This is a genomic window from Arthrobacter sp. Hb9-2, from assembly GCF_059091165.1.
In genome coordinates this window covers 1-26,098 of record NZ_JBNHGJ010000048.1, presented here as the reverse complement: position 1 = coordinate 26,098, position 26,098 = coordinate 1, and the positions used below count along the sequence as shown (strand labels likewise).

Genomic DNA, 26,098 nt, shown 5'->3' with positions numbered 1-26,098 from the left:
GGCCAGTAGCCGCCGGGGCCGCTGCTGTACCGCTGGTAGTGGTGGGCGCGCACCGCAAGGGGCAGCCGCTGGCGCCGCAACTGGAGGAACTTGGTGCGGCGTGGGACGGCCCGGTGCGTACGGCCGCCCGCTACCGCATGGTGTCCCTCGACACTGTGCCGCCGAAACCGGGGGTGTACCGCTCGGACGACGGCGGCGCGGAGCTGGTGGGGGAGCGGTGGCTGTTGTCCGAAGCGGGGATGGGCTCCTTTCTGGCTTCCCTCCCGGAGCCCATGCTGCTCGGGTCAGTGGAGCTTTCGGACGGTTCCAAGGCCGTCGGGTTTGCCTGCGACGCTGTCGCGGCTGCATCCGGGGAAGACATCACCCGCTATGGCGATTGGCTGAAAGACCGGACCGGGCCGGCAGGCGGAGAGGAGCAGCAGGAGGCGCGGAGTGTGTGGCAGAACCTGGGCGACGCGGCGCTGGCCGGTTTCCGCCGTGGCGCCTAGCTCTTGAAGTATTCGGAGATGTCGGAGACCAGTTCATTCACGGCGGCGGGAATGGAACCGTGGAAACCCTTGGGGGAGAGCTCATAGGTGCTGCCGGGGACGGCCGCATGCAGCCGCTCAGCCGTTGCCTTGTAGTAGCTGGGGCTCTTGCCGCCGGCCATGAAATGGGTGTTGGCAGGCAACACACTGAAATCCCTGGCGTGGTCCGCCTCCTTGTAGGCGGCCCGCAGTTCGCCAACGCCACTGGGCATCACCTCACGGAACATCCTGTTGACCTTCGTCCGGGACAACAGGGCCATCAGCCCGGCGAGCACGGGCTCCGGGATCTTCGCCATCGCCGACCCGGGGCTCGTGGCCTTCTTCATATGCGCAAGGGCGCGGCCAACCTTGCCGCTGTCCACGGCGTCTTCGAATCCGGACAACCAGGAGGTGTCGATGCTGCCATCAATATTGACGGCAGCGTCGTACACTGCCAGCTTGTCCGGAACGTAGGAGGTTCCGGTGAACTCCTGCACGGCGTTCAGTGCCACCGAGCCGCCCAGGCTGTGGCCCAGGATATTCCGGGCACCGGTGGCATCCAGGACGGTACGGACGTCGGCGATCTCCGTGGCCATGGAATAGCCGTCCGGCTGCTCGGAGGAGCTGCCCCGTCCACGGCGGTCGTAGACGTCCACGGCCCACCCCTCACCCAGGCCCTTGGCCAGCGCAACCGAAAACGGCCGGTAGATCAGCGCAGTCAGGAACGCGCCGCCGATCAGGAGCACCCGCCGTTCTCCCGGCGCATCCCCGGTGCCGTAACTGTACAAGGCGAGGCGGCCGCCGTCGTGCGTTGGAATGACCTGTTCTTTCACCACCCCATCCTAGGCGGGAGCCCACTGCCGCCAGCGAAGCCGGGCCAGCCCAACTCCCGGTAAACTTGATGATTGTGACTTCCCAAAACACCCCCTCGCCCAAGAACTCCCCAGAGCCGCTCGATGCCAGCGAGCAGATGCGGATCCGCATGGAGAAGCGCGCCAAACTGATCGAGCGCGGCGCCGAGGCGTACCCGGTGGGTGTGGAGCGGACGCATTCGCTCTCCGAGATCCGTGAAAAGTACGCCCACCTCGAGGCAGACGACACCACCGGCGACGTCGTCGGCGTCACCGGCCGCGTGGTGTTCGTGCGCAACACCGGAAAGCTGTGCTTCGCAACCCTCCAGGAGGGCGGTACCGACGGCAAGGGCACGCGCCTGCAGGCAATGCTCAGCCTTGCCAACGTAGGCGAGGAAGCGCTCGCCGACTGGAAGGCGCTGGTTGACCTCGGCGACCACGTGTTCATCAAGGGCGAGGTCATCTCCTCCCGCCGCGGCGAGCTCTCTGTTATGGCCGAGTCCTGGTCCATGGCCTCCAAGGCGCTCCGCCCGCTGCCCGTACTCCACGCGGAGCTCAACGAGGAAACGCGCGTCCGCCAGCGCTACGTGGACCTGATGGTCCGCGACGAAGCCCGTGAAATGGTGTACACCCGCGCGGCCATCACGCGCTCAATCCGCGAAACACTCTTCCGCCACAACTATGTTGAAGTCGAAACCCCCATCCTGAACCTGGTCCACGGCGGCGCCCTGGCGCGGCCGTTCGAGACCCACATGAACGCCTTCGACCAGAAGATGACCCTGCGCATCGCCACCGAGCTGTACCTCAAGCGTGCCGTGGTGGGCGGCATCGACCGCGTCTACGACATGGGCCGCGTGTTCCGCAACGAGGGCGTGGACTCCACCCACAGCCCGGAATTCACCACCCTTGAGTGCTACGAGGCGTGGGCGGACCAGTTCGTTATGGCGCAGCGCATCAAGGAGATCATCCTCGACGCCGCCGATGCCGTGGGTGCCGGCCGTGTCCTTCACACCGAAGCAGGGGAAATCAACCTCGACGGCGACTGGGCATGGGTTTCCGTCTACCCGGGCCTGTCCGACGCCGTTGGCCAGGAAGTCACGCCGGAGACTTCCCTGGAGGTACTGAGGGAAATTGCCGAAAAGCACGACGTCAAGGTTGACCCCAAGTGGGACGCCGAGAAGCTGGCCGTGGAGCTTTTCGGCGAAATCGTGGAGCCCACACTGCTGAACCCCACGTTCGTGTACGACTACCCGCCCTCTGCCCAGCCGTTGGCCCGCCCGCACCGGGAGGACGGCCGGCTGATCGAGGCCTGGGACCTGATTATTGGTGGCATGGAGCGCGGCACCGCCTTCTCCGAGCTCATCGACCCGGTCATCCAGCGGGAGCGGCTCACCGAGCAGTCACGGCATGCAGCCGCCGGCGACGATGAGGCCATGCAGCTGGACGAAGACTTCCTGCGCGCCCTCGAATACGGTGCGCCGCCGATGGGTGGCATCGGCCTCGGCATCGACCGCTTGGTGATGCTGTTCACCGGGGCCGGCATCCGCGAAACAATCCTCTTCCCGCTGCTGAAGCCTGAAGGACACTGATCGTGGAATACGTAGCTGTACTCCTGCCTTCGCTGGTGGTCGGCCTGCTTTTCTGGTTTGCCATGAAGTCAATCTTTAATGCGGACAAATCCGAACGGCAGGCAGAGGCACAGGCCCAGGCAGAAGCCGAAGCACGATCGGCGGCGCCGGTGGACCGGCCGGATCCGGAAACGAATAGATAAACCCCTGAGCTTTCCCCCTTTTATCCCCCGGAACCATTTGCCGCTTTGACGCGTTGCCATAAAGAGAGTCATACTTTTAGGGAAACATCCTGCTTTTCTGAAAATCGAACCCTTTCCAAGAGGAAGACTTTAAATGGCACAGAAAGTAAACATCATCCTCGTTGATGATTTGGATGGGGGATCCGCGGACGAGAATGTTAAGTTCGGCCTTGACGGGGTCAACTACGAGATTGATCTATCGGCGGCCAATGCCGCTGAACTCCGTTCCTCATTGGAACGGTTTATTGGCGCCGCCCGTAAGGCTTCCGGCGGCAGCGGCGGGCGGGCTGCCCGGACCAAAGCCTCCGGTGGAGGCCGCAGTCACGATTCGGCGCAGATTCGCCAATGGGCGCGGGAAAACGGCTATACCGTTAACAGCCGCGGCCGAATTCAGGCCGAAATCCAGGAAGCCTACCAAAAGGCCAATTCCTAGTTACGGCCTCGGCCCGCAAAAAGCCCTGCATCCCGGTTCGGGAGGCAGGGCTTTTGCCGTTTCCAAACCTGAAATGCGAGGCTCAACAGAAATTGCTCCCGCAGGGCCAGGATGCGCGGGCCGGTGGCGGGGTGGGTGGCAGAGGACGCCACAGTAAGCCAGCGACTGCCACGGATCCGGTCCCTGGGAGGGCTCTTTAACTGCTCACTGAAGGTGCCGGCAGGGCTGCAAAGCGGCCTCTGCCGATATTCCCGGTCCCGGCGCGGTTTCCCCCGTGGCGAACACGCTCCACAAGTCTGGGTCAGCCACGTAGCATCAAAGTACGTCGTAGCTAGGAGTGTGGCGAAATGTTTGAGCGATTTACGGACCGTGCCCGTCGCGTAGTTGTGCTTGCCCAAGAAGAGGCACGCATGCTGAACCACAATTACATCGGTACCGAACACATCCTCTTGGGTCTGATCCATGAGGGTGAGGGCGTTGCCGCCAAAGCTCTTGAGTCCTTGAGCATTTCGCTCGACGGCGTTCGCGAGCAGGTGCAGGAGATCATCGGACAGGGCCAGCAGGCGCCGTCCGGGCATATCCCCTTCACCCCCCGTGCCAAGAAGGTGCTGGAGCTCTCGCTGCGCGAAGCCCTCCAGCTGGGCCACAACTACATCGGCACGGAGCACATCCTGCTGGGCCTCATCCGCGAGGGTGAGGGCGTTGCCGCCCAGGTGCTGGTCAAGCTCGGCGCCGACCTCAACCGGGTCCGCCAGCAGGTCATCCAGCTCCTTTCGGGCTACCAGGGCAAGGAAACCACCGGCGCCGGCGTCGGCTCGGGCCAGCCTGAAGGTGCCCCGGCCGGCTCTGTTGTCCTGGACCAGTTCGGCCGCAACCTGACCCAGGCTGCCCGCGAGAACAAGCTGGACCCGGTCATCGGACGCGAGCAGGAGATGGAGCGCGTCATGCAGGTCCTCTCCCGCCGCACCAAGAACAACCCTGTGTTGATCGGTGAGCCGGGCGTCGGTAAGACGGCCGTCGTCGAAGGCCTGGCCCAGGCGATTGTCCGCGGTGACGTCCCGGAGACCATTCGGGACAAGCAGCTCTACACCCTGGACCTCGGTTCCCTGGTGGCAGGCTCCCGTTACCGCGGTGACTTCGAAGAGCGCCTGAAGAAGGTCCTCAAGGAAATCCGCACACGCGGCGACATCATCCTCTTCATCGACGAGATCCATACCCTCGTGGGTGCCGGTGCCGCCGAAGGTGCCATCGATGCTGCGTCCATCCTGAAGCCCATGCTGGCCCGCGGTGAACTGCAGACCATCGGTGCCACCACGCTGGACGAGTACCGCAAGCACATCGAGAAGGATGCCGCCCTCGAGCGCCGCTTCCAGCCGATCCAGGTCAAGGAACCCTCCGTGGCGCATGCCATCGAGATCCTCAAGGGCCTGCGTGACCGCTACGAGGCGCACCACCGCGTCACCATTACCGACGGCGCCCTGGCGTCCGCCGCCAGCCTCGCCGAGCGCTACATCTCGGACCGCTTCCTCCCGGACAAGGCGATCGACCTGATCGATGAGGCCGGCGCACGGCTGCGCATCCGCCGCATGACCGCTCCGCCGGAGCTCAAGGCCATGGACGAGCGCATCGCCAAGCTGAAGATGGAAAAGGAGTCCGCGATTGACGCGCAGGACTTCGAAGGTGCAGCTTCGCTCCGTGACAAGGAGCAGAAGATGATCACCGAGCGCGCGGAGAAGGAACGCCACTGGAAGTCCGGCGGCATGGATGACATCTCCGAGGTGGATGAGGATCTCATCGCCGAGGTGCTGGCCAACTCCACCGGTATTCCCGTGTTCAAGCTGACCGAGGAAGAGTCCTCGCGGCTGCTGAAGATGGAAGACGAACTGCACAAGCGCGTTGTGGGCCAGAACGAAGCCATCAAGGCTCTGTCCCAGGCAATCCGCCGTACCCGTGCAGGGCTCAAGGACCCCAAGCGCCCGGGTGGCTCGTTCATCTTCGCCGGCCCCACCGGCGTCGGCAAGACCGAGCTCGCCAAGGCACTCGCGGAGTTCCTGTTCGGTGAAGAGGACGCCCTCATCACCCTGGACATGTCCGAGTACTCCGAGAAGCACACCGTCTCGCGGCTCTTCGGTGCCCCTCCGGGCTACGTGGGTTACGAGGAGGGCGGCCAGCTGACCGAGAAGGTCCGGCGTCGTCCGTTCTCCGTGGTGCTGTTCGACGAAGTGGAAAAGGCCCACGCGGACCTCTTCAACTCCCTCCTGCAGATCCTGGAAGACGGCCGCCTGACCGACTCCCAGGGCCGCGTGGTGGACTTCAAGAACACCGTGATCATCATGACCACCAACCTCGGTACCCGGGATATCTCCAAGAGTGTTGCCACCGGCTTCCAGTCCGGCACTGACACGCAAACCGGCTACAACCGCATGCGTGCCCGTGTCACTGAGGAGCTCAAGCAGCACTTCCGTCCCGAGTTCCTGAACCGTGTGGATGACGTTGTGGTGTTCCCGCAGCTCACCCAGGACGAGATCATCGAGATCGTGGACCTCTTCGTCACCCGGCTGGAGAAGCGCCTCAAGGACAAGGACATGGGCATCGAGCTCACGCCCGCCGCCAAGGTGCTCCTCGCAACCCGCGGTTACGACCCCGCCATGGGTGCCCGGCCGCTGCGCCGCACCATCCAGCGCGAGATCGAGGACCAGCTCTCCGAGAAGATCCTGTTCGGCGAGATTCACGCCGGCGACATCGTGGTAGTGGACGTGGAAGGCGACGGCGACGACGCCAAGTTCACGTTCGCCGGCAACGCCAAGCCGCGTATCCCGGAAATCGCCCCGAGCGTCTAAAGCACCACCGGAAGGCCCCGCCAGCTCCCAGAGCAGGCGGGGCCTTTCGCCTTTAACCCACACCGCCCAAAGGTTGAGTCCGGGTGCGTCACTGGGGCTCGGTGCCTTTCCATGGTTGAGTCCGGTGCCGGCCATCAGAGATTTCCCGGCGCCTGCTCGTTCCTCGCTTTGGCGGCGCGACCCTGCCACGGACCGACGGCGCCAAGCCGGCGACGCGCCTTGCATTGCAGCCTTCGAAGACTTTGGGGCGTTCCGCCGGTAGTGAAGTGGTTGTGACCGGAAGCACAAGTCGGGTTGAATCGGGGGCATGGCTAATCTGAATCCGGCGATCCCGGACGAGCAACCTTTGACCCCTTTCCATGATCTGGACCATTACCTCTCCATCCCGCGGGTGAGCGGGCTGGCGATGAGCCCTGACGGCCGGCGGCTGGTTACCACCGTGGCCACCCTTAGCGGCAAGGGAACCGAATTTGGCACGGCCCTGTGGGAGCTCGATCCGGCCGGGCAGAAGCAGGCGCGACGCATCACGCGCAGCGCCAAGGGCGAGGCCGGAGCGGCGTTCGCAGCTAACGGTGACGTCTACTTCACCTCAGCCCGGCCCGACCCTGACAGCCCCGAAGGCGACCCCGTCAATGCCCTGTGGCTCCTTCCCGCCGACGGCGGTGAAGCCCGCGTGGTGCTGAACCGTCCCGGCGGCGTCGGTGCTGTGAGGACAGCCATAGCGGCGGACGCGACGTTTCTTGTAGCGGAAGTCTTGGCGGGCTCGGCCGATGAAGATGACGACGCCGAGCGGCGGAAGTCGCGCAAGGACAACAAAGTCTCCGCCATCCTGCACAGCGAGTATCCGGTGCGTTACTGGGACGCGGACCTTGGGCCCGGCCAGCCGCGGATCTTCGCGGTCGAGCCCGGAAAAGAGAAGGACCCCGGCAAACCCGCCACTGTCGACTCCACGGTGCCATTGACCCTCCGGAACCTCACACCGGAGGCAGGTCCGCGGCTGCGGGAGGCGGAAATTGCCGTCAGCCCCGATGGCCGGACCATCTACGCGAGCTACACCAAACCGCTGGCCAAGGCGGACAGCCGCTCCGTCCTGGTGGCCATTGACGTGGCCTCCGGAAACACCAGGGTGCTCCTGGACCACGAGGGCATGAGCTACTTTCCCGGCCCGGTCAGCCCGGACGGCAACACCCTGGTGGTGGTGAGCGAAAGCGACACCACTCCACGCCAGGCTCCCCAGGTAAAGCTGCACCTCCTGGATGTCTCCGAAGCGTCAGCATCCGGCACTGGGCAGCTGACCCCTCTGGCGCACGACTGGGACCGCTGGGCCAAGCCGGCAGCGTGGCTGCCAGACGGTTCCGCCCTCCTGGTCACCGCGGACGACGACGGCGCGTCGCCAATTTTCCGGATCACCGTCCCGGCGTCTGCCGCTGAAGTGAGCGTCACCCGGGTGACCCAGGACGCGGCGGCCTACACCGACGTCGTGGTTTCGCCTGAGGGTCGCAGCGCCTACGCCCTGCGCAGTTCTTACGAATTCCCACCGGAGGCAGTCCGCATCGACCTGCAAACCGGTGAGACCACCAGGTTGCCGGCACCGGCGGAACGGCCCAGCCGCCCCGGCAGGCTGGAACGGATTGCGGCGACGGCGGCGGACGGCTCGCGCGTCCCGGCCTACCTTGCCCTGCCTGAGGGTGCGTCTGCAGGCTCCCCGGCGCCGATGCTGCTGTGGATCCATGGTGGACCCCTGGGGTCCTGGAATGCCTGGACCTGGCGCTGGAACCCCTGGCTGCTGACAGCGAAGGGGTACGCGGTGCTCCTGCCCGATCCGGCCCTTTCCACCGGCTATGGCCAGAACTACATCCAGCGGGGCTGGGGCGAATGGGGTAGGGGCCCGTTCACCGATCTCATGGCGGTGACTGATGCCGCCGTCGACCGCCCTGATATTGACGCGGACCGCACGGCAGCTATGGGCGGTTCCTTTGGCGGCTACATGGCCAACTGGGTTGCGGGGCAGACGGACAGGTTCAAGGCGATAGTGACGCACGCGAGCCTCTGGGCGCTGGACCAGTTCGGCCCCACCACGGATGCCTCGCAGTACTGGCTGAAGGAAATGACCGAAGAGATGGCGCTGGAGAACTCGCCGCATCTTCATGTGGAAAAGATCAGCACCCCCATGCTGGTGATCCATGGCGACAAGGACTACCGCGTACCGATCGGGGAAGGCTTGCGCCTCTGGTACGAACTGCTGTCCAAATCGCAGCTCGCGGCGGACCAGGACGGCCGGACCCCGCACCGGTTCCTGTACTTCCCCGACGAGAACCACTGGGTCCTCCAGCCCCAGCACGCAAAGGTCTGGTACGGCGTCGTGGAGCACTTCCTGGCCCGGAACGTCCTGGACCAGGAACTGCCCTTGCCTGCTGATCTGGGACTTTAGTCACCCTCGGCTTAGTCCGGCTGGCTCCGGCGGGTGGGCTGGGACATTTACCGCTTGCTGCTCCTTCATCCCCACTGGCCCCCTAGCCTCGCAAGCTCGGCCAAGGAACCCTGCCAGCGTGGGCCCTCAGCAAGCTACGCAAATGTCCCAGCCTTCCCGCCTCGTGCCGAATGTGCTGACAGCGATGCAGTTGTATCCCGCCCGTCCCGTACCGTCTGCCTTTGTATTTGAAATTAGGGAGCGTCCACCGATTCCTGTTCCGCGTCCTGCTCGTGCAGCTGGCCTTTTTGCCCGCGGCCGTACTTGTAGTGGAAGTAGGCGTAGCAGGCACCTACGAAGGGGATTCCGAAGTAGAGGGCTGTGGCCTGGGTGGGGTCGAAGCCGATGCCTATCAGGGAGATCAGGCACAGGATGAATGCCGCGATGGGCAGCAGCGGAAACAGTGGTGCTTTGTACGCCAGGTCTGCGGTGCGGCCTCCTGACCGCAGGAAAGCACGGCGGTGGAAAAAGTGGGATGCCGTGATGGACATCCAGACGCCCACCGTCGCAAACCCGGCGATGGACACCAGGACCAGGTAGACGGTGGTGGGGGCTACCACGCTGCTGACGAGGGAGGCCAGCCCGCCCAGCATACTTACGCAGAGGGCGAGGAGGGGAATTCCGCGTTTGGTCAGCTTCCCGAGTGCCTTCGGGGCATGTCCCTCGTCCGCCAGCGAGAAAAGCATACGGGCGCAGGAGAACAGGCCGCAGTTTCCGGCCGACAAAAGGGCGGTGATGATGACGAAATTCATGACGTCGGCGGCATAGGGAATGCCCAGCTGCGAGAAGACGGTGACAAAGGGGCTTGCCTCCAAGGAAGTTTCCTCATAGGGAACGGTGCAGGCAATCACCGTAATGGCGCCAACGAAGAAAATCAGCAGGCGAATAACGGTAGTCCGCATCGCCTTCGGAATATTGACTGCAGGGTTGGCAGTTTCACCCGCAGCTACGCCAATGAGTTCCGAACCGGAGAAAGCGTAAAAGACAGCAAGCGTGGTGATGAGTACCCCGGTAATTCCATTGGGGAACAAGCCCTGCGGCGTATTGAGGTTCTCGCCCAGGAACGGGTAGCCGTTTTCAGCAAGAGGATGGAAGCCGAACAGGGCTGCGCCACCCAGGACAATCAGCCCGATCACCGCAGCGACCTTTATCAGCGCAAACCAAAACTCCGATTCACCAAAGACCCGCGAGGAGATCGCATTTAGTGCGAACAGGATGGACGCAAAAACAAGGCACCAGATCCAAACGTCTACCTCGGGAAACCACCGCTGCATCAAAAGGCCCGCGGCCGTAAACTCCGAGCCCAGGGCAACTGCCCAGCACAGCCAGTACAGCCATGCTGTTGCAAAACCGGTAGCAGGACCAATCGACCTCGCAGCGTAGATGTGGAAGGCGCCGGAAACCGGATAGGCAACAGCCAGTTCACCCAGGCAGGCCATCACCATGTAGACCACCGCTGCGCCGATGAGGTAAGCGATGATTGCGCCCAGTGGCCCTGCCTGCGCAATGGTGTATCCCGAGCTGAGGAACAGGCCTGATCCTATGACCCCTCCCATAGCGATCATCACCAGGTGTCGGGCTTCCATCGACCTTCGAAGGCAGCGTTTCTCGTTCTGCTCTAAAGATTTCTCGGTGAGCGTGGGGGGCCTATGGCCATTTTTCCTCCGGAGTTGGGCGCCGTTGCCCATTAGCGTGACGGGGGTAACATCCGAAACACTGCTTGGTAGGCGCTCACCTGCGCAAACGCAATGGCGGCACATTTCAGAACCCTGCGCAGTCACGGCCAAATCCAGCTCCCGAGCATAAGCGGAGCTTCAACTCGACGAGCTCATGACGCATAGCTGCTGGTTGTCTCCGCTCCGGCGCCGGCAATTGTCTGATTGGCGGCACCGGCTTGCCCCGTACCAGCAACTGAAGCAGGCGTTCGGTTGGCAGGTGGTCGGCCCGGTCGAACTAGGATTGCCCTGTGACTGACTCCTTCCACATCCGTCCTGCGCGCACCGGCGATGTTTCCGCCATCAAGAAACTGGTGGCCCCGCTGGCAGAGCAACGGATCCTGATGGCCAAGGAGACGGTGGCCTACTACGAGAGCCTGCAGGAGTTCCGGATCGCCGAGTCCTCGGACGGCGAAGTTATTGGCTGCGGGGCACTCCATGTGATGTGGGAAGACCTTGCAGAGGTGCGGACGCTGGCTGCTTCCGGGGACTGGCGGGGGAAAGGCGTAGGACACGTGCTGGTGGAGAGCCTGCTTGAGGAAGCGCGCGCCCTGGGCGTTGCCCGAGTGTTCTGCCTTACCTTCGAGGTGGACTTCTTCAAGCGCCACGGCTTCGAAGTGATGGCAGACCAGTCGGCCGTGGATCCCGTGGTGTATTCAGAACTGCTCCGCTCCCATGACGAAGGTGTAGCCGAGTTCCTGGACCTCGCGAGGGTGAAACCCAACACGCTCGGAAACACCCGCATGATCAAGTTCCTCTGACCCAAATCCTTTCGGGCGAGGGTGCAGGAACTCCCTTCCTGGTGGACGGCGTCATGAATGACTGTTGGCCCTTCTCATCCTCTTTTCCACGGCATTTTCCCGGCGACGTCGCGGCTGCTGTCAGGTGCGCTTCCGGCTGCCGCGTGACATGGGCATGACACCCTCCCAACGGCAGCTCAGGTAGGCGCGAAAGGCGCTTGACCAGCACTTCCTTTTACTCGATTTGATGGATAAACTGGCTTCGGCCGGGATGGGGGGCCCAGGGAAAGGGACAGTCATTGGGGGCTGTCCCTTTTCTGTATCCGGCAAGGCGGGAGCCCTACCGCCGGCGCGCTGCCCGGTAGTAGGGTCGGGAATGTCACCCTCCAGGAAGCAGACCAGGAGTACCCCATGAAAAAGCTCATCAACGATCCGAAGGCGGTAGTTGACGAATCTGTGCAGGGCTTCGGCCAAGCACACGCAGACCTCGTCACCGTCAGCGCAGATCCCACCTTCATCACGCGCAAGGACGCGCCTGTCAGTGGGAAAGTAGGCCTCGTCTCGGGCGGCGGCAGCGGCCATGAACCGTTGCACGCGGGGTTCGTGGGGCGTGGCATGCTCGACGCCGCCGTGCCGGGGGCGGTGTTCACTTCGCCCACTCCAGACCAGATCCTGCCGGCGACACTCGCCGTTAACTCGGGCGCCGGCGTCGTGCATATCGTCAAGAACTACACCGGTGACGTCCTGAACTTCGAAACGGCGGCAGAACTCGCCGAAGCGGAAGGCGTCAACGTCCGCACGGTCCTCGTCAACGATGACGTTGCTGTTGAGGATTCGCTGTACACGGCGGGCCGGCGCGGCGTGGGAGGGACGGTGCTGGTGGAAAAAATCGCCGGAGCTGCCGCCGAACGAGGGGACGGCCTGGACGCGGTGGCCGCCATCGGCGAACGCGTCAACAGCAACGTCCGCACCATGGGCGTGGCGCTGAGCGCCTGTACCGTACCCCATGCGGGCTCGCCCAGCTTCGACCTGGCCGAGGATGAAATCGAGATCGGAATCGGGATCCATGGCGAGCCGGGCAGGCACCGTATCCCGATGGAAAACGCTGACGGCATTACCGACCGCCTGTTGGCGCCGGTGCTGGCCGATCTGGGCATCAGTTCCGGGGAGAGGGTGCTGCTGTTCGTGAACGGAATGGGCGGCACCCCCTTGAGCGAGTTGTACATTGTCTACCGGCGGGCCGCGCAGGTGCTGGCGGACAGGGGAGCCGCCGTCGAGCGGTCCCTGGTGGGGAATTACATCACGGCCCTCGAGATGCAGGGCTGCTCCATCTCAGTGCTGCGGCTGGACGACGAACTGACCGAACTGTGGGACGCCCCGGTCCACACCGCGGCACTGCGTTGGGGCGTGTAGCTGTGGTTTTGGACGTGAACTGGACCGTCAAGTGGCTGACCCTGTGCGCGCAGGCGATGGCGGAGCACAGGGTTGAGCTGATCGAGCTGGACCGGGCCATCGGGGATTCTGATCACGGCGAAAATATGGACCGCGGCTTCCAGGCTGTCCTGGACAAGCTGTCCGAATCCCCGCCGGAAACGCCAGGCGCTGCGCTGAAGCTGACGGCAATGACGCTGATGTCCAAAGTGGGTGGCGCCGCCGGTCCGCTCTACGGAACGGCGTTCCTGCGCGCGGCAACTTCGCTCGGGGACTCTGCGGAGATTGCTCCTGCCGCGTGGGCCAGTGCATTGACTGCGGCACGGGACGGGATAGTGGCCCGGGGCAAAGCGGAGCCAGGGGACAAAACTATGGTGGATGCCTGGACGCCGGCGGCAGAGGCAGCAAATAAGGCTGCGGCAGACAGCAGCCCGGATGCCTTGAGCGTTTTGGTCGCCGCGGCAGAGGCCGCCGAAGCCGGAGCCGTGGCTACGGATCCGCTGGTAGCCCGGAAGGGACGTGCAAGCTATTTGGGGGAGCGAAGTGCAGGGCACCGGGATCCCGGCGCCGCTTCCAGTGCGCTGATTCTCCGGGCGGCCGTGAAGGCGGCTGCGTGACCGTCAGCATCGTGGTGGTCTCGCATAGCGAAAAGATAGCCGACGGCGCCGTGGAGCTCGCCGCGCAGATGGCGCCGGACGTCGTGCTGCTGGCGGCAGGCGGCACCATGGACGGCCGGATCGGAACCAGTTTGGAGAAGGTTCTGGCGGCGCTGGATAAGGTCGCCGGCGGTGACGGAGCGGTAATCCTGGCTGACCTTGGTTCTGCCGTAATGACTGCAGAATCCGCGCTGGAATTCGCAGAGGACGCCGCGGAGATGGTGCTGGCGGACGCGCCGTTGGTGGAGGGGCTCGTCGCAGCCGCCGTTGCTGCACAGGGCGGCGGGGATGTGCAGGCAGTGAAACGGGCGGCGGAAGCTGTGCGCGGTCCTGCCCGGCAGGCCGGAAGCCCCGCGCTGCAGGAGGTCGGGGAAGGCTCTGTCACTGGTTCCGGTCCCGATTACACGGGTGACTTTGAGCTCGTCAACCAGGCCGGTATGCATGCACGTCCCGCCGCGAAGATTGCCGGCGGGCTGTCGTCGCTGGATGCCGAGGTGCAGGTCAACGGGGTTGACGGCGCCTCCATGACGGCGCTCATGACGTTGGCGGCCGGCAAGGGGTCCGTACTGCACGTGGAGGCGTGGGGAGCGGACGCAGAGCGGGCGGTGAATTACGTGGGCGGGCTGGTGCAGGCAGGCTTCGGCGAGCCGTAGCTGCTTGACCAATCCGAATGCAGACTTGGCGGTGTGTTCCCAGCGCCGCAGCGGGTCCCTACGAATATGCTCGATGGCATGGAACGGCTCCACCTTGAAGACAACTCCCCGGATATTGAAGTGCTGGAGGGGCAGCTGTCGGTTGAGGAACTCCTCGCGGAGCTGGGTTTCGAGTGGCGGGCTGAGTCAGAGGCCGCGGGAGGCCCGGACGAGGCTGCAACGGATGAAAGTTTCACCCAACCGGCGCTGTTCTAGCCTCAGGACTGCTCATGCAGGCCAGCGGCGTCGAGCAGCACCGAGGCGGTGATAAACCTGCCGCACTGCTCGCCGAACGGATAGTCGCCCCGGGGGCGGAAGTCCAAGGCCTGCACAGGCAGGGGTGATCCGTCCGGGGCAGTTGCCGATGCGGTTACCGACATGGGTGACTCGGTGAGGGTTTGCAGGAACAAGTTGGCGAATTTCGTTCCGTCGGGGGAGGCAGTGGCGGAGCACACGCCTTCCGGGGTGCAGCCCTGGTCGATCGACGCGCTGCCCGGGTGGAGTTCCACGTCATCTTCAGTGCACTCGCCGTCCTGGCAGGCCTTGAGGTGCAGTGCTGCCACCTGGGGCGCGTAGCTGGCTGAAACCGTGACGGACACGGCGGTGGCCTGTGCGATGGCCGGGCATGGAGCCGCGCCGGGGCCGGGGCCGCACGCAGAGGCGAGTCCCGCCGTCGTCATTAACGCTAGAAGCAGCCCGGGCTTGCCCATACTTCAGGGTACGGCCGGGGCGCTGCCTCCACGTGGTCAGCCGTGAAGTGATGCAAACATCGTTATGCTGCCGCGCTTAGGCCAGCGGGAAGACGCCGATAAACCAGAACAGCGCGATCGCGAACACCGCGAAGAACGGGATCAGGCAGCCCATCGCTGTCCTGGGGGCGGAGGAGACCTGGAGTGACTCGTTGGGGTTGGCGGGGTTGTAAGCCACCTCAATCAAGGACCCAGGCACCGGCTTTCTGGCGAAGGATACTTCGGATTCACCCGGGAACAGGGTGCCGTGGGGATCGGCGAACTGGTAAGTAGGGAAGAAGCGCCGGCTGCGGCTTGATCCGCCGCCGCCGTTGGTCCACCCAGCGATGCTGCCGGTGACGGTTGCCTGAACCTTCGGCCACGCTGCCGTGAGCTGGTCCCGGCGCCTGGTTTTGCGCAAGGCCCGGACGAGGGCTAAGAGCGCGGCCACAACAAACAGGGCCCAGATGATGTACAGAATGATTCTCACGGTTTCCCCCGGTTCCGGTCACCAAGAAGTATGCCATTCCGTGCACCAGCCTCGGCGCCTGCCGCTGTCCGGACGGGTGCTCAGGCGGGAAGCCGGTACCCGCCGCCGTGCAGCTCCGCGAGGCCGTCTGCGAGCAGGCCAGCGAGGGCCCGTTCCAGCTGTTCAGGAGCAGAATTCAACCTATGCAGGGCGCCCAGCGGTACGCCAATCCCTGCAGGCGCGAAGCCCAGGTCGGCCGGCTCCCGCTGGAACATCTCCGGCGGCACCGGCGCATCGGCCTCGCGCAGCACAGCGATCACGGCACCGCGGACCTGGCGGTCGGTGCCGTGCCAGGCCTGGCCCTTCGGGACGTACGACGGCGGCGGCTCGCCGGCTGCCCGCCACGCGCAGGAGTCCCTGACCGGGCAGTCGCCGCACTTGGGTGCGCGGGCCGTGCAAATCAGCGCCCCCAGCTCCATGACCGCAGCGTTCCAGCGGACTGATGTGTCGCCGTCGTCCGGCAGGAGCCGGGCGGCGAGCCGCATTTCGGCCGCGGTCAGCGCCGGGGCGGGGAGTGCCACCCCGGTAATCAGCCTGGCGTGGACCCGCCTGATGTTGGTGTCCACCACCGTTTCGCGGCGTCCGTAGGCGAAGGCTGCCACTGCCGCCGCCGTATAACTGCCCACGCCGGGCAGCGCCAGCAGTTCGGCGTAGCTGTCCGGAACCTTGCCGCCGTGGTCCTGGACGATGGCCGCTGCTGCTGCGTGCAGCCGCAGCGCCCGGCGCGGGTAGCCCAGCCGGCCCCAGGAACGCACTGCCTCTCCCGCAGGTTCACCCGCAAGGCCAGCCGGCGTGGACCAGCGCTTCAGCCACTCCAACCAGACGGGCAGCACCCGGACCACGGGGGTTTGCTGCAGCATGATTTCGCTGACCAGCACGCCCCAGGGTGAACAGTCGGGCTTCCGCCAGGGCAGGTCCCGGGCGACGTCCGCGAACCAGGTGTTGATCCGGCCGTGCAGCATCTGCAGTTCCGCCCCGGCTGGAGGGAGGGCGGGTGAAGCGGTGGTGGAGGCTTGAGTATCGATCCCAACACTGTAATTGATCCAGTTGGCGGGCCGGAAACGTGATGTGACCAGAGCGTTGTCCGGGCGGCGGCGTGGTGGCGGAGCAGATCCGCACCCGTTCTCTAGCCTAGAAGAATGGGCAGGCAAGGCGATTCAGCATCACGTGGCAGGGCGACTACATCCGGTTCCAGCACCGTCCGCAAGCCGAGCCCTGCTGTGTACCGCCGGCGCCGGCTGTTCCTGGCTGTGGCGCTGCTGATAGTAATCGCACTGATCGCCGGAAGCTTCGCCCTTGCCGGGGCCTTCAGCGGCAAGTCCGAGCAGGCGTCGTCCACGGACGGTGCCGGCGCAACAGCGTCCGCTGATCCCTCCATCCAGGCATCGCCGTCGGCCCCGGCTCCGGAACCCACGCCCACGCCATCGGCCACCCCTTCCTGCAACCAGAACCTCGTGACGGTCTCTGCCTCCACGGACAAGGCCGCGTACGGGCCCGGGGAAAATCCGCTGCTCACCCTTAAGGTGACAAACGGCGGCACCATGCCGTGCGAGGTCAACATTGGAACCTCGCAGATGGAGTTCCTGGTGACAAGCGGCGCGGACCGCATCTTTTCGTCCCGGGACTGCCAGGCAAAGAGTGAAGACCTGGTGAAAATCATCGCCCCGGGCGCCAGCGAGACCGCCAACTTCCCGTGGCCGCGCAACCGCAGTGTGGAGGGCTGCCAGCCGGTGGAAGCCAAGCCCGGGGGCGGCGGAGCGTATTACATCTTCACGGCGAAGCTTGGCTCAAAAGCCAGCCCCAAGGCAGTTTTCCAGCTGGCCTGACGAGTCCTGCCAGGCTCTTAAAGGAAGCGGTCCAGCAGGCTTGCTTCCGCCATCCGGCTCAGGCCTTCCCGCACTGTCCGGGCGCGCTGGTCGCCGATGCCGTCCACGGTCATGAGGTCGTCGATGGTGGCTGCCATCAGGAACTGCAGCCCGCCGAAGTGGTCCACCAAACGGTCCGCGACGGCTTTAGGGACTGCCTTCAGCCCCGAGAGCAGCCTGTAACCCCGGGGCTGCACCACGGCGTCCAGGTTTGCCTCGCCGCCCGCGAAGCCGACGATTCCGGAGATTTTTCCGAGGTCGATCAGCTCGGTGGGTCCCAGGCTCACCAGGGCGCTGACGGCCTTTTCGATGTCTTCGGGGGAAGCGTTGGGCGAGGCGTAGTCGCGGATGATTACGTCGCTTCCGGGCCCGCGGCCCACGGTGAGCTCATCGAGCTGGAGGGAGAGGAGGCGGCCGTCTTCGCCCAGTTCCAGGACGTACTGGGAAATTTCCTCGGAAATGCGGCGGACCATCTCCTGGCGCTGCAGGGTGACGGCCACATCCCGCACCGTCACCATCGCCTCGATCTCCAAAGCGGACAGCGAACTGGTGACCTGGTCCAGGCGGGAGCGGTAGCGCTCCAAGGTGGCCAGGGCCTGGTTGGCGCGCGCCAGGACCTTCTCCGAACCCTCCAGGACGTGCCGCAGGCCGTTCACGTACAGGGCAATGATCTGCATGGATTGGCTGACGGAGATGACAGGCACGCCGGTCTGGATGGCCACCCGTTCGGCCGTGCGGTGGCGGGTGCCGGACTCCTGGGTTTCGATGCTGGAGTCCGGAACCAGCTGCACTGCCGCGCGGAGGATATTGCCGGCGTCCTTGTCGCAGATGATTGCCCCGTCCATCTTGGCGAGCTCGCGCAGGCGGGTGGGGGAAAAATCGATGCCGATGTCGAAGCCGCCGGAACAGATGGAGTCGATGGTCCGGTCCGAGCCCAGCACGATGAGGGCGCCGGTCCGCCCACGGAGGATGCGTTCCAGGCCGTCCCGGAGCGGGGTTCCGGGTGCCACTCTGCCCAGAGTTGCCCTCAGAGATTCTTCGGGGCTCCGCGCCATCAGGTGTTTCCCTTCACAGTTGCGGACCTTCGCCCGCAGGAATGCCGGCTTTAACGCTTGGCCGGCAGGATCAAAAAGTACTCATTTTCCCGCAAGCTCAATGATAGGGGTAAGAATCGCCTACTTCCGCACGGGCAAGCCCTAAAGTGCCCCATTAGGGGAGGGCAGGAAGAGGCGCAGGAACGCGATCGACGGCGGGTGGCGGGGCCGCACTTTCCCGCTCCAAAGCAGTCAAGGACAGTGCAGCAGGACTCAGCGTGCCCGCTTGCGCAGCATCCGCTCCAGCTCCCTGCTGACTTTGCTTAGTGACGCTGCACGAAGGGCCCGTTCGTCCACAGCAACCTTCTTCCGGGGCCGGGGCCGGGGCCGGGGCTCCTCTGCAGCGAAGCCGTCTCCACCCGAAGGGGACCCAAGTCCCTGCTCTCCTGGTGCTTCAGGGGCGCCCGCCAACGGATCAAAGAACAGTTTGCCTGGATGGGAAGTGCAGCCTGCCGATTCAGGTTTTTTCGGCGGCGCAGGGGACGGGCGGGGCGTCATCATGCGGTCACGGTAGCCCGCACTCATTTCGCCGTTTTGAAGCGCGGGTTTCGCCGGTGTTAAGCACAACCCGTGGTGCTGCTCCAAGCTGCGATAAACTGGGAACTTGGCTGTCCGCCAGCCCGTCTCCCCTGAAGCCTGTCCAGTGCCAGGGGCAGCCCAAACCGCAGCGAAAGTAGCACCGTGTCCCAAGATGTCCTCACCCCCGCCCGGATCTCGGAGATTCACAAAGAGGCGGGCCGGCGTCGGACCTTTGCTGTCATCTCCCACCCCGACGCCGGCAAATCCACGCTGACCGAGGCTCTGGCCCTGCACGCCAAGGTGATCGGCACCGCCGGTGCCTCCAGCGGCAAGGCCAACCGCAAGGAAACTGTCTCGGACTGGATGCAGATGGAAAAGGACCGCGGCATCTCCATCAGCTCCGCGGCGCTGCAGTTCTCCTACCGGGACACCGTCATCAACCTCTTGGACACCCCCGGCCACGCGGACTTCTCCGAGGACACCTACCGCGTCCTGGCCGCCGTCGACTGCGCCGTGATGCTCGTGGACGCAGCCAAGGGCCTCGAAACCCAAACCATGAAGCTGTTCGAGGTCTGCAAGCAGCGGAACCTGCCCATCATCACCGTCATCAACAAGTGGGACCGCCCCGGCCTGGACGCGCTGGCCCTGATGGACGAAATCACCGAGCGCACCGGGCTCCAGCCCATGCCCCTGACCTGGGCCGTGGGCATCTCCGGGGACTTCCGCGGCGTCTGGGACCTCCGCAACGACCGTTTCGCACGCTTCCAGCGCAACAACGCCGGCGCGCAGATCGCCATCACCGAGTACTTCACCCCGGATGAAGCAGCGGAAAGCCAGGGCAGCAACTGGTCCGACGCCGTGGACGAAGCGGGCCTGGTGATCGAATCCAACCTGGAGTTCGACGTCGAAAGCTTCCACGCCGGCAAGGCCACCCCCATCCTGTTCAGCTCCGCCGCGCTGAACTTCGGCGTCAAGGAACTGCTGGACGCGCTGGTTGACTTCGCGCCGCCCGCAGCTCCGCGTCCGGACGTGGACGGCACCCCGCGTCCCGTCGCATCGCCGTTCTCCGGATTCGTGTTCAAGGTCCAGGCCGGCATGAACAAGGCCCACCGCGACCACGTTGCCTTCATCCGCGTCTGCTCCGGCGTCTTCGAGCGCGGCATGGTGGTCACCCAAACCCGCACCGGGAAATCCTTCGCCACCAAGTACGCGCAGCAGGTGTTCGGCCGCGAACGCGAAGTGATCGACGAGGCGTACCCCGGTGACGTGGTGGGCCTGGTCAACGCGTCCTCCCTGCGGGTGGGGGACAGCCTCTTCCTCGAGGACCCGGTGGAATACCCGGCCATCCCGCTGTTCGCCCCGGAACACTTCCAGGTTGCGCGTTCCAAGGACCCCAGCAAGTTCAAGCAGTTCCGCCGAGGCATCGAGCAGCTCGAGCACGAGGGCGTGATCCAGGTGCTCCGCTCCGACGTCCGCGGGGACCAGGCGCCGGTGCTCGCCGCCGTCGGTCCCATGCAGTTCGAGGTGGTGGAGGACCGGATGGCGCACGACTTCAGCGCCCCCATGCGGCTGGAACGCCTGCCCTATTCCCTGGCCAGGATTTCGACGGCGGATGCCATGCCGGCCCTGGCCAACGTACCGGGCGCCGAGGTGCTCCTGCGGTCCGACGGCGAGTACCTGGCCTTGTTCAATGATGTTTGGGCCCTTCGCCGGATCGAAAAGAACCACCCGGACCTCACCCTTGTCCCCATCGGTACACACAACCCCGCAAAGTAGGAACCGTGAACGCAGTTCAACCCCGTGCGCTGATCACGGGCGCCGGCACCATCAATCCGCTTGGTTCGTCTGTGGCCGAAACCTGGTCAGGCCTGGTGGCCGGAAAGTCCGGCATTGCCCCGCTTGAGGAGGCTTGGGCGGAACAGCTGCCCGTGAAGATCGCAGGACAGGTCACCGCTGACCTTTCCGGGCACCTCAGCACCCGTGAGATGAAGCGCATGGACCGCTGCGGGCAGCTGGCGCTCATCGCTGCCCGGGAAGCCTGGAAGCAGGCCGGCGCCCCGGAGGTGGATCCAGAGCGCTTTGCCGTGGTGATCGGCTCTGCGTACGGCGGGCTGGGCTCCACCCTGGAGCAGGACCGGACCCTTGCCGAATCCGGCCCCCGCAAGGTCTCGCCACACACACTTACCCGCCTTATGGTCAACGGCCCGGCGGCCTGGGTCTCCATCGACCTCGGCGCCCGCGGCGGCGCCCGGACGCCGGTAAGTGCCTGTGCCTCCGGGGCAGAGGCGATTGTCCAGGCAGCGGAGATGATCCGCTCCGGGGCGGCCGACGTCGTTATCGCCGGCGGTGTTGATGCCTCCATCAACGACCTGGTCATCACAGGCTTCTCCCAGATCCGTGCACTGTCCACCCGCGCCGGGGACCCGCAGCGTGCATCACGCCCGTTCGACGGCGGCCGTGACGGCTTTGTCCTCGCGGAGGGCGCCGGCGTGGTGGTGCTGGAGAGCGAAGAACACGCCCGCGCCCGCGGTGCAGCGGTGCTGGGGGCCGTGGCAGGCGGAGCGGTGACCTCGGACGCGAACGATATCGTGGCTGCCGATCCTGCCATGCAGCGGCGCGTCATGCAGAAGGCGCTCGAATCCGCAGGCCTCACGGCCCAGGACATCGGATTTGTGCACGCCCACGCAACATCCACCCCCGTGGGGGACCGGCTCGAGGGCCAGGCCATCAACGCGATCTTCGGCTCCGGCATCCCTGTCACCTCCACCAAGGGCCACACCGGCCACCTGCTGGGCGGCGCCGGTGCGCTCGCCGCCGTCGTGGTCCTTGGGGCCCTGCGCACCGGGATGCTGCCCGGGACCCTCAACGTTGAAGAGCTGGACCCGGAGGTGGACCTTAACGTCGTCACCGAAGACGCGCGCCAGCTCCAGCCGGAGAATGCTCCGGCCGGCCTGGTGAACGCCTTCGGCTTCGGCGGGCACAGCGTTGCCCTGGTAATCACCGGCCAGTAACGCAGACGCCCGGGACGGTTTTCCCGGCCCGGGCGCTGGAACAGTGCGGTGACGCCCGGAACGCTACAGCGTCCCGGCGGCGTTCCGGCGATTGCGGCACAATCGCCTCATCACTAGGCCCGGCTGGGCACCCCCGCCTCCACACTGCGGTCCTCGGACTCGGCGGACGGCTCCGTTTCGCTGCGGCGTTCCTTCAGGAAGTACACCAGGCCGGCGGCAATGGTGGAGGCGGCGGCCAGTGCAAAGAGGCCGGGGATGACGCTTCCCGTCTGTTCCTTGATGATGCCGAAACCGAACGGTGCAACGAATCCGCCCAGGTTGCCCAGCGAGTTGATGATGGCGATGGCCGGGGCCAGGACCAGCGGGTGCAGCCCGGACTGCGGGATGGTCCAGAACAGCGGGGAAGCGCTTTTGAAGCCCATGGCCGCAACGGCCAGGAACACCAGGGCCATGACCGGTGAGGCGATGGCTGCCGCGAACGTGCCAACTGCGGCAACCAGCAGCGCGGCCACCAGCAGCGGCTTCTTGGACCGGGCCTTGTCCTGCAGCTTTGCCGCGAAGTACATGGCGAAGACGGCGCAAATCCACGGGATGGAGGACAGGAAGCCAACGGTCAGGTCGGTGGTGCCGGGGATCTGCTTGATGATGCTGGGGAGCCAGAACGTGTTGGCGTAGATGGACAGCTGCACGGAGAAGTAGATGCCGCACAGCAGCAGGATCTGCGGGTTCAGGAGCATTTTCCAGCGGTTGATCTTTCCGCCGTCGGCCGTGGCGTGCTGGGCGTCCTCATCGGCGATGGCGCGGGACAGGGCGTCCTTTTCAGAAGCGGTGAGCCATTTGGCGTCCTTGATTTTGGCGTCCAGGAGGAAGAACACGGTGATGCCGACGACGACCGACAGGGCGCCTTCGAAGCCGAACAGCCACTGCCAGCCGCGCAGGCCCAGGGCACCGTGGAGGCTGAGGAGCATCCCGGCGATTGGGCCGGACAGCGCTGCGGCGATGGAAGAGCCGGCGATGAAGATTGCCGTGGCTTTGCCGCGCTGGCCGGCGGGCACCCAGCGGGCGAAGTAGAAGATGACGGCGGGGAAGAACCCGGCCTCCGCTGCACCCAGCAGGAACCGCAGGACGTAGAACATGGCCTCGTTCTGTACGAACGCCATGAGGAAGGAAACCGTGCCCCAGCTGATCATGATCCTGGTGAGCCAGACCTTGGCGCCGTACTTCTCCATCATCACGTTGCTGGGAAGCTCAAAAATCGCATACGCGATAAAGAACAGCCCGGCCCCGAACCCGTAGGCGGCCGCCCCGATGCCAACGTCTGCCTGGAGGTGGTCCTGGGCGTACCCGATGTTTGACCGGTTCAGCTGGTTGCAGACCAGCATGACCAGCATGATGGGCAGCACGCGCTTGAAGAACTTTTTCGTGGCCGAGGCCACGTCCGAGACAGCATTGTCCACAGACATCATTGAATGTTTCCTTTGGAATAGATAACGCAGGCCGGCTGCAGGCTCCTGAAAGTAGTGGGGCCGGCCACAGCGACCCCACTACTTTACTGGACGGCACCTGCCGGGCGGCTACCGTACGAGGCAGGGCCGCTTCGGATCGAAGGACCAGCCATCGATGTAGTACTGCATGCCGATGCTGTCATCCCGGGCGTCGAGGCCGTGCGCCAGATACAGCTGGTGCGCCTTGTCCAGGGCTTCGCGGTCCAGGTCGATGCCGAGGCCGGGGGCGTCCGGAACGTCGATGGCACCGCCCTTGATCTGCAGCGGTTCCTTGGTGAGGCCCTGGCCGTCCTGCCAGATCCAATGCGTGTCCAGGGCGGTGATCTCGCCAGGCGCCGCGGCGCCCGTGTGCGTGAACATGGCCAGCGAGATGTCGAAGTGGTTGTTCGAATGAGATCCCCAGGTAAGGCCGAACTCGTGGCACATCTGCGCCACCCGTACCGACCCGTGCATGGTCCAGAAGTGCGGATCAGCCAGCGGAATATCGACGGCGTTGCTGCGGATGGCGTGCGACATTTCCCGCCAGTCCGTGGCGATCATGTTGGTGGCCGTCTTCAGGCCGGTGGCCCGGCGGAATTCGGCCATCACTTCGCGGCCGGAGAAGCGGCCTTCAGCACCGCAGGGATCCTCGGCGTAGGCAACGACGCCCTGCATCCGCTTGCCCAGCCGGATGGCTTCGTCCAGCAGCCAGCCGCCGTTGGGGTCCAGCGTCACCCTGGCCTCCGGGAAGCGCTTGGCCAGGGCCGTGACGACATCCACTTCGTCGTCGCCGGACAGCACGCCGCCCTTGAGCTTGAAGTCGCTGAAGCCGTAGCGTTCCTGGGCGGCTTCGGCCAGCGCGACGACGGCTTCCGGGGTCATTGCCTCCTGGCGCCGGAGCTTCTCCCACCGGTCAGCCGGTGCATCCTCCACCAGGTAGGGCAAGTCGGTGCGGGAATGGTCGCCGATGAAGAAGAGGTAGCCGAGCATCGGGACGGAGGTGCGCTGCTGGCCGTCGCCCAGCAGCTCCGCCACCGGGACGCCGAGGAACTGGCCGTGCAGGTCCAGCAGGGCCGACTCGACGGCGGTGACTGCATGGACCGTGGTGCGCAGGTCGAAGGTCTGCAGGCCGCGGCCGCCGGCATCACGGTCGGCAAACTCGGCCGCCACTTCGCGCAGGAGCGACCGGTAGCGTGCCACCGGTTTGCCGTTGATGAGGGCGCCAGCTTCCTCAATGGTGGTGCGGATCTTCTCGCCGCCGGGAACCTCGCCGAGGCCGGTGCGGCCTTCGGAATCGGTGATGATGACGACGTTGCGGGTGAAGAAGGGGCCGTGTGCTCCGCTGAGGTTCATCAGCATGCTGTCATGGCCGGCAACGGGCACTACTTCTACATTGGTGATTGTGGGCTGGTTGCTCATGCGCCGACCTCAGCCTTCTCCGCAGCGGGAACAACTTCGCCGTCGATCCGTCGGTTGAGGTGCCAGGGGTTTTTGTCCTGGAGGGGTGCGGGAAGGAGTTCCTGGGGGAGGTTCTGGTAGGCGACGGGGCGCAGGAAGCGATTGATGGCCAGGGTTCCGACCGACGTGGTGCGGGAGTCGGAGGTGGCGGGGAAGGGGCCGCCGTGGACCATGGCGTGGCCTACTTCGACGCCGGTGGGCCAGCCGTTGACGAGGATGCGGCCCACCTTCTGTTCCAGGACGGGAAGGAGGCGTGCCGCCGTCGGGTAGTCCTCTTCCGTCAGTTGCAGCGAGGCGGTGAGCTGGCCTTCGATGCGGGCGGCGGCCTGGAGGAGGTCCTCGACCGAGGCGTAGCGGATCACCAGGGATGCGGCACCGAATATTTCCTCGTGCAGGACCGGGTTGGTCACGAAGTCGCGGACCTGGGTGCCGAAGATCGTAGGGGCCGGGGCGTTCTCGGTTTCGCCGTCGGTGCCCTTGCCGATGAGGTTCACGCCTTCAGCGCTGCCGAGGGCTTCGGCACCGGCTTTCCAAGAGCCGGCGATGCCTGCGGTGAGCATGGTCTGGCCGGAGCAGGCGGAGACAGCGCGTGCGACGGCGGCAGCGAGTTTGTCCCCTGCCTCACCTTCCGGGGCGAACAACAGGCCGGGGGAGGTGCAGAGCTGGCCGGAGCTGCCGGTGACGGCGGTAACGTACTGCTGCGCAAGGGCGTCGATGTCGCCTTTGAGGGCGCCTTCGAACACGAAGACAGGGTTCAGCGAGGACATTTCGGCGTAGACGGGGATGGGCTCGCGGCGGGCTGCCGCGGTCTTCATCAGCGCGATGCCGGCGGCCTGGGAGCCGGTGAAGCCGACGGCCTTGATGTTGGGGTCCGCGACGAGGGCCTGGCCGATGCTGGCGCCGGGTCCGTAGACCAGGGAGAACACGCCGGGGTGCAGGTCGAAGTCCTTGACGGCCTTCACAACTGCCTGCCCGACGAGTTCACCGGTGCCGGGGTGGGCGTTATGGGCCTTGAAGACCACGGGGCACCCTGCGGCGAGGGCCGCGGCGGTGTCCCCGCCCGCCGTCGAAAAGGCCAGTGGGAAGTTGCTGGCTCCGAACACCGCGACCGGGCCCAATGGGATCTGTCGCTGGCGGATGTCCGCGCGGGGGAGGGGAGTGCGCCCGGGCTGGACCAGGTTCATGTCGTGGCGGATGTTCTCGTCAAGAACCGTGCGGTCGGTGACGACGATGACGGAGTCGAAGGTCGACTTGGCGTCGAAGCTC

Annotated in this window: 23 protein-coding genes; 14 read left to right on the top strand and 9 right to left on the bottom strand. The window is 65.3% G+C overall.

What is annotated here, in order from left to right:
• On the top strand, positions 1-488 hold a 488-nt coding region (locus AC5RV1_RS19655; RefSeq protein WP_493995716.1), incomplete at its 5' end, for an allophanate hydrolase-related protein.
• On the opposite strand, the gene AC5RV1_RS19650 is transcribed toward AC5RV1_RS19655, so the two are convergent.
• Positions 485-1,339 (bottom strand): alpha/beta fold hydrolase, encoded by an 855-nt coding sequence (locus AC5RV1_RS19650; RefSeq protein WP_493995715.1) that lies wholly within the window; start codon positions 1,337-1,339, stop codon positions 485-487. The genes AC5RV1_RS19655 and AC5RV1_RS19650 overlap by 4 nt on opposite strands.
• 68 nt (positions 1,340-1,407) lie before the next feature.
• Here AC5RV1_RS19650 and lysS point away from each other — a divergent pair, with 68 nt between their 5' ends.
• The 5 genes from lysS to AC5RV1_RS19625 all read left to right on the top strand — a co-directional run bounded on the left by lysS (position 1,408) and on the right by AC5RV1_RS19625 (position 8,871).
• Positions 1,408-2,946, top strand: coding sequence for a lysine--tRNA ligase (gene lysS, locus AC5RV1_RS19645; protein ID WP_493946001.1), 1,539 nt, complete (start codon positions 1,408-1,410; stop codon positions 2,944-2,946).
• A 2-nt stretch (positions 2,947-2,948) separates the two neighbouring features.
• On the top strand, positions 2,949-3,128 hold the full coding sequence (locus AC5RV1_RS19640; protein WP_493946002.1) for a hypothetical protein: 180 nt from the start codon (positions 2,949-2,951) through the stop codon (positions 3,126-3,128).
• A gap of 133 nt (positions 3,129-3,261) precedes the next feature.
• Positions 3,262-3,600 (top strand): histone-like nucleoid-structuring protein Lsr2, encoded by a 339-nt coding sequence (locus tag AC5RV1_RS19635; protein WP_493946003.1) that lies wholly within the window; start codon positions 3,262-3,264, stop codon positions 3,598-3,600.
• Between the two features lie 347 nt (positions 3,601-3,947).
• The gene (locus AC5RV1_RS19630) at positions 3,948-6,440 is read left to right on the top strand and encodes an ATP-dependent Clp protease ATP-binding subunit (protein WP_163161328.1); all 2,493 of its coding nucleotides are present in this window, start codon (positions 3,948-3,950) and stop codon (positions 6,438-6,440) included.
• Positions 6,441-6,747: 307 nt separating this feature from the next.
• Positions 6,748-8,871: a S9 family peptidase gene (locus AC5RV1_RS19625; protein ID WP_493995714.1), complete on the top strand. Its 2,124-nt coding sequence runs from the start codon at positions 6,748-6,750 to the stop codon at positions 8,869-8,871.
• Between the two features lie 233 nt (positions 8,872-9,104).
• On the opposite strand, the gene AC5RV1_RS19620 is transcribed toward AC5RV1_RS19625, so the two are convergent.
• Positions 9,105-10,598, bottom strand: coding sequence for an amino acid permease (locus AC5RV1_RS19620; RefSeq protein ID WP_493995713.1), 1,494 nt, complete (start codon positions 10,596-10,598; stop codon positions 9,105-9,107).
• 278 nt (positions 10,599-10,876) lie between these two features.
• Here AC5RV1_RS19620 and AC5RV1_RS19615 point away from each other — a divergent pair, with 278 nt between their 5' ends.
• From AC5RV1_RS19615 to AC5RV1_RS19595, 5 genes are all read left to right on the top strand, one after another.
• Positions 10,877-11,386, top strand: a complete 510-nt coding sequence (locus AC5RV1_RS19615) for an amino-acid N-acetyltransferase (RefSeq protein ID WP_493995712.1) — start codon at positions 10,877-10,879, stop codon at positions 11,384-11,386.
• A gap of 390 nt (positions 11,387-11,776) precedes the next feature.
• On the top strand, positions 11,777-12,778 hold the full coding sequence (dhaK, locus tag AC5RV1_RS19610) for a dihydroxyacetone kinase subunit DhaK (RefSeq protein WP_493946007.1): 1,002 nt from the start codon (positions 11,777-11,779) through the stop codon (positions 12,776-12,778).
• A 2-nt stretch (positions 12,779-12,780) separates the two neighbouring features.
• Entirely contained in the window at positions 12,781-13,413 is a 633-nt protein-coding gene (gene dhaL / locus AC5RV1_RS19605; protein ID WP_493946008.1) for a dihydroxyacetone kinase subunit DhaL, read from the top strand.
• Positions 13,410-14,105: a dihydroxyacetone kinase phosphoryl donor subunit DhaM gene (dhaM, locus tag AC5RV1_RS19600; protein WP_493946009.1), complete on the top strand. Its 696-nt coding sequence runs from the start codon at positions 13,410-13,412 to the stop codon at positions 14,103-14,105. The genes dhaL and dhaM overlap by 4 nt, the downstream gene beginning before the upstream one ends.
• A gap of 78 nt (positions 14,106-14,183) precedes the next feature.
• Entirely contained in the window at positions 14,184-14,360 is a 177-nt protein-coding gene (locus AC5RV1_RS19595) for a hypothetical protein (RefSeq protein WP_493995711.1), read from the top strand.
• Between the two features lie 2 nt (positions 14,361-14,362).
• Here AC5RV1_RS19595 and AC5RV1_RS19590 read toward each other — a convergent pair whose 3' ends face one another.
• The 3 genes from AC5RV1_RS19590 to AC5RV1_RS19580 form a co-directional block, all read right to left on the bottom strand.
• Positions 14,363-14,854, bottom strand: a complete 492-nt coding sequence (locus AC5RV1_RS19590; protein WP_493946011.1) for a hypothetical protein — start codon at positions 14,852-14,854, stop codon at positions 14,363-14,365.
• A gap of 76 nt (positions 14,855-14,930) precedes the next feature.
• Positions 14,931-15,362 carry a DUF3592 domain-containing protein gene (locus AC5RV1_RS19585; RefSeq protein WP_493946012.1) on the bottom strand — a complete coding sequence of 144 codons (432 nt, stop codon included), beginning with the start codon at positions 15,360-15,362 and terminating at the stop codon, positions 14,931-14,933.
• An 80-nt stretch (positions 15,363-15,442) separates the two neighbouring features.
• The gene (locus AC5RV1_RS19580) at positions 15,443-16,363 is read right to left on the bottom strand and encodes an HhH-GPD family protein (RefSeq protein ID WP_493995710.1); all 921 of its coding nucleotides are present in this window, start codon (positions 16,361-16,363) and stop codon (positions 15,443-15,445) included.
• 177 nt (positions 16,364-16,540) lie between these two features.
• Here AC5RV1_RS19580 and AC5RV1_RS19575 point away from each other — a divergent pair, with 177 nt between their 5' ends.
• A complete protein-coding gene (locus AC5RV1_RS19575; RefSeq protein ID WP_493995709.1) occupies positions 16,541-17,227 on the top strand; it encodes a hypothetical protein in 687 nt (228 codons plus the stop codon).
• 17 nt (positions 17,228-17,244) lie between these two features.
• Here the strand turns inward: AC5RV1_RS19575 and disA are convergent, their stop codons facing one another.
• Complete coding sequence (gene disA, locus AC5RV1_RS19570; protein ID WP_493946015.1) at positions 17,245-18,321, bottom strand: DNA integrity scanning diadenylate cyclase DisA; 1,077 nt, start codon at positions 18,319-18,321, stop codon at positions 17,245-17,247.
• Between the two features lie 720 nt (positions 18,322-19,041).
• Between disA and AC5RV1_RS19565 the strand changes: the two genes are divergently transcribed.
• Together AC5RV1_RS19565 and AC5RV1_RS19560 are read left to right on the top strand one after the other, a co-directional pair.
• Complete coding sequence (locus tag AC5RV1_RS19565) at positions 19,042-20,655, top strand: peptide chain release factor 3 (RefSeq protein ID WP_493995708.1); 1,614 nt, start codon at positions 19,042-19,044, stop codon at positions 20,653-20,655.
• A 5-nt stretch (positions 20,656-20,660) separates the two neighbouring features.
• A complete protein-coding gene (locus AC5RV1_RS19560; protein WP_493946016.1) occupies positions 20,661-21,890 on the top strand; it encodes a beta-ketoacyl-[acyl-carrier-protein] synthase family protein in 1,230 nt (409 codons plus the stop codon).
• A gap of 113 nt (positions 21,891-22,003) precedes the next feature.
• On the opposite strand, the gene AC5RV1_RS19555 is transcribed toward AC5RV1_RS19560, so the two are convergent.
• The 3 genes from AC5RV1_RS19555 to AC5RV1_RS19545 form a co-directional block, all read right to left on the bottom strand.
• Positions 22,004-23,356 carry an MFS transporter gene (locus AC5RV1_RS19555; RefSeq protein WP_493946017.1) on the bottom strand — a complete coding sequence of 451 codons (1,353 nt, stop codon included), beginning with the start codon at positions 23,354-23,356 and terminating at the stop codon, positions 22,004-22,006.
• A gap of 108 nt (positions 23,357-23,464) precedes the next feature.
• On the bottom strand, positions 23,465-24,793 hold the full coding sequence (locus AC5RV1_RS19550; protein WP_493946018.1) for an enolase C-terminal domain-like protein: 1,329 nt from the start codon (positions 24,791-24,793) through the stop codon (positions 23,465-23,467).
• On the bottom strand, positions 24,790-26,098 hold a 1,309-nt coding region (locus tag AC5RV1_RS19545), incomplete at its 5' end, for an aldehyde dehydrogenase (NADP(+)) (RefSeq protein WP_493995707.1). The genes AC5RV1_RS19550 and AC5RV1_RS19545, both read right to left, overlap by 4 nt.